This window comes from Psychrobacter sp. FME6 (assembly GCF_014861365.1).
Lineage (GTDB): Bacteria > Pseudomonadota > Gammaproteobacteria > Pseudomonadales > Moraxellaceae > Psychrobacter.
On the sequence record NZ_RRYW01000180.1, the window covers coordinates 1 to 2,042 of the forward strand.

At 36.2% G+C, this 2,042-nt stretch carries 2 protein-coding genes; both read right to left on the minus strand.

The genetic code is table 11. The features are described from left to right. Nucleotides 1-86: 86 nt before the first annotated feature. Nucleotides 87-1,049 (minus strand): replication initiation protein RepM, encoded by a 963-nt coding sequence (gene repM / locus EI162_RS14025; RefSeq protein WP_192524916.1) that lies wholly within the window; start codon nucleotides 1,047-1,049, stop codon nucleotides 87-89. Nucleotides 1,050-1,514: 465 nt separating this feature from the next. Next, complete coding sequence (locus EI162_RS14030; RefSeq protein WP_192524917.1) at nucleotides 1,515-1,784, minus strand: hypothetical protein; 270 nt, start codon at nucleotides 1,782-1,784, stop codon at nucleotides 1,515-1,517. Nucleotides 1,785-2,042 lie beyond the last annotated feature (258 nt).

Here is a 2,042-nt window from a genome sequence, read left to right on the forward strand (position 1 = left end):
CAAGCACCTCACTTAGAGATTTAACAGATAGAAACGGGTCTTAATGGGAAACAGCCCCCATTCAGATCCGCTTCTATCTCAAACCGTTAAGCATACTGGTAATCATCATCTTTACCGTTTAAATATTCTCTAATGGGTTTTTTCTTACTAAAGTTGCTAGGGTTTTTCTTAATCTCATTCACCATAAATTCAGTAAACAACTTCCAGTCACGCCCATTGTCACCAGTCGCCAATCCCCCATAAGTGCTGATAAATTCTTTATGGAGAACAATACGCTTCAGCTGCTTGTCTGTTAAGCCGTCAATGGTGAACATATCCGCAGTATTGGCATCACGCCCAATACCCACTTCTTTTTTATTTGTCTTTTTATTGGTTAAAACAGCGAACTCAAATCCAACAATCTTACGCCCTTTTTTCTTTTGCTCATAACTAACTTTAAGGTCTGTTTTTTGGTTTATCTCATTAACTGCAAGGTCAACTACATTCTTTTTAAAGTCATATATTCGGTTGTATTCAGTAGGCTCAACACCTAATTGCTCTCTAAATACTTCAATATTAAATACTGGTGTTTTCTTAGCAGTCTTCCATTGCACCAGCAGTTCATACAAGCGCACAGAGTAGGCACTATTCATTTGAGCCGTTTGTTCTAGCAGGTATTGCGTAAAAAATTGCTCATATCCATCTATACGTGTGACTTCCTTAACTACATCATAGGTTAGTATTACTTCAATACTAGCTTCATCATCAAGGTATTTGACACGTTGAACCCAACGAGATTTAACCATTTTGTCATCGTCATCAAGGAATGAGAAACGGCGGTCAAATAAGGTTTTTTCAGCTTTTAGTATAACTTCGTATGCTGTTTGTCTTGTCACTCCAAAGGCTTCAGCATATCTTGATGAAGATATAGTAAGAGGACTGTCTGATGTTAGCCCTAACCCTGTTTCCCTTGCATCAACAATAGCTAATTGCATGATGCGAACTTCAGTAAGTGATAGGTTTTGTGTAGCAGTATTTAAACGGTTGGTCTTCACAACAAGGTTAGACATTCAATGCTCCTTTTTAACTTATAACGAAAAATATATACTGTTCGTTATAACAAAGCAAATAATCCTTTCGTTATTTGTCAGGTAAACCTCGTCTTATTGTCAGGTAAACCTCGTCTTATTGTCAGGTAAACCTCGTCTTATTGTCAGGTAAACCTCGTCTTATGGACTCTGAAACCCTTGCTACTAAAGGTCTGTATAGGGGCTAAAAGCTTTTAAAAGCATTTAAAAACATTAAAAACATTTTTGGTTGTTGATAACTAAGAAAACAAACAGAAGAAAAGCCACATGAAAAACTAGAAAATACGGTTGTCTGATTAGGTCTGTTAGAACCAAACAGAGCAGGGTAAACGTATTCAAATAGAGCTAAAACCCTTTGATAGCAAACTTTCTAGCTTTATAAGGCGACAAATTCCTGACAATAAAACGAACTTTACCTAACTAACAAAGGCTAATCTCAACCAATAGTTAATTATCTAGTAATGATGATTGTATATTATCGTCATAAACAGCTCTATTTTGGCTCATATTGCTTTGATTACTACTTTCTGCCACCTTACTACCTATTTCAGATTTAAAGCCCTCTAAACGGCTAATATCGGCTTTTCTAGTAGCATATCTTTCTATATCAGCCAAAATTTGCGGTATTCGTTCAGGTTCATTCTCTGCCACAGCCATAGTTATAGCTCCAAGCACAAATTTTTGACCGTTGAGAGCCTTATCAATTTGTTTTTTCATTCGATTGGCTTTGTCTAACGCTTCTTGTCGCTTCTTGTCGCTTCTGTTCTAATTTTTTGATGTCAGTCACGTATTGCTCCTTAATAAAAAACCCTAAAAAAGGCTGGTGAAGTATTTAATTTATAGAATAACGGTTATAACAACAGCCATGATAATTGCTATAAGAAAAGAACCAACTACTAGGGGCTGTATAGAATTGGGAAATAGTTGAAAAAAATAAGCAACGCCTTACACTCTTGTTTACCACAACAAAGAGAA

Bases quoted from the DNA above. Each gene is read 5' to 3' on its own strand.
- repM (WP_192524916.1), bottom strand. From the start codon at position 1,049: ATGTCTAACCTTGTTGTGAAGACCAACCGTTTAAATACTGCTACACAA.
- EI162_RS14030 (WP_192524917.1), bottom strand. From the start codon at position 1,784: ATGAAAAAACAAATTGATAAGGCTCTCAACGGTCAAAAATTTGTGCTT.